Origin of the sequence: Collinsella sp. AM17-1, from assembly GCF_003470665.1 — a bacterium.
Taxonomy (GTDB): domain Bacteria; phylum Actinomycetota; class Coriobacteriia; order Coriobacteriales; family Coriobacteriaceae; genus Collinsella.
The window spans coordinates 1-1471 of the sequence record NZ_QRJZ01000041.1 but is presented as its reverse complement, the minus strand read 5'-3'; the positions used below and the strand labels follow the sequence as shown (position 1 = coordinate 1471).

Annotated in this window: 1 protein-coding gene; it reads left to right on the top strand. The window is 70.1% G+C overall.

What is annotated here, in order from left to right:
• Positions 1–91: 91 nt before the first annotated feature.
• The gene (locus tag DW195_RS10225; RefSeq protein ID WP_233540869.1) at positions 92–1411 is read left to right on the top strand and encodes an IS256 family transposase; all 1320 of its coding nucleotides are present in this window, start codon (positions 92–94) and stop codon (positions 1409–1411) included.
• The last annotated feature ends 60 nt before the right edge of the window (positions 1412–1471 follow it).

The following is a 1471-nucleotide window of genomic DNA, read 5'->3' as shown; positions in this document are numbered from 1 at the left end:
ATGCCCCGCCTCCGCCCTTTCTTGAAAGGGAGGGGACACCGCCTAGAATTCGTCGTTGGAGTAATGAAGGTGACGAATGGAAGGAAAGGCGATGCCCCAAGAAGAGAGTGTACTGCGCCTCGGCCGCGACGAGGCCCTCGAGGCGGCGAGGCTTTGGCAGGAGTGCGGCGACGCGCGCGAGTTCGCGTGCAGGGTGCTGGGCAGCGTGATGAACGCGCTGATGGACTCCGAGGCCCAGCAGATGTGCGGCGCGAGCCGCAACGAGCGCAGCGACGGCAGGGAGAACAGCCGCAACGGCTACCGCCCCAGGTCGCTCAAGACCGCCGTGGGCGACGTGGAGCTCGAGATACCCAAGCTCAGGCACGGCACCTACTACCCCGAGGGCATGCTCGCGCGATGGTCGCGCGTCGACACCTCGGTGGCCGCCATCGTGCAGGAGATGTACGTATGCGGCGTGTCCACCCGCAAGGTCGAGCGCGTGGCGTCCAAGCTGGGCATATCCTCGCTGTCGAGCTCGGAGGTCTCGAGCCTCTGCTCCGACCTCGACGCCGAGGTGGCGGAGTTCCGCCGCCGCGACCTGTCGGGCACGCCGTGCTGCTACCTGTGGCTCGACGCCACCTACATGAGCTGCAGGGTCGGCTCGTCGGTCGTCTCGCAGGGCGTCGTGACCGCGATCGGGCTGGGCGCCGACGGGCGCAAGCACTTCCTGGGCTGCGACGTGGTCGACACCGAGAGCGAGGACTCCTGGGCGGCATTCCTCGGCGGGCTGCGCGAGCGCGGGCTGGCCGGCGTTCGCCTCGTGGTCTCCGACAGCCACGCCGGGCTCGTGGCCGCCGTCTCGCGCCTGTTCCAGGGCTGCGCCTGGCAGCGCTGCGTGACGCACCTGCAGCGCAACCTCCAGAGCGCCTGCTCGGGCAGGCCCGAGGACTCCAAGGCGGCCATCAGGGACCTCGTGCACGCCGCGGTCTACCAGGACGACCCCGACCTCGCGCGCTGCGTGTGGGCCGAGGCGGCGCCCTGGGTGGCGTCGGTGTCCGCCAGGGCCGGCGAGGTCTTCGAGCAGGCCGAGGACTCCGCGCTGGCGTTCACGGCCTTCCCCAGGGCGCACTGGGCCAAGCTCCGCACCAACAACGTCCAGGAGCGCGCCAACCGCGAGATCAAGCGCCGCTACAGGGTCGTGCAGTCCTTCCCCTCGAGGGAGTCGATGCTGCGCCTGACGTGCGCGAGCCTCATGGAGACCGAGGGACAGTGGTCCCAGCAGCGCGTGTTCTCCGAGGCCTCGGCCGCCGAGGGCTTCGCCGAGCCCGCGGACAGGCCGGCCCCGACAGAGGGGAGGCGCCGCGCGCTCGGGCGGCGCGCCAGGGAGATAGTGGACGAGATAGTCGAGAGGCGCGGTCTCAAGAAGGAGTAACATCGGGACTTGCAGCGACGGACCTCGGGACGCTCTTACACCACGTCTGCGCGCGCCACC

What these genes read in the sequence shown, in the direction of transcription:
- DW195_RS10225 (WP_233540869.1), top strand. Translation starts at nt 92, where the DNA reads ATGCCCCAAGAAGAGAGTGTACTGCGCCTCGGCCGCGACGAGGCCCTC.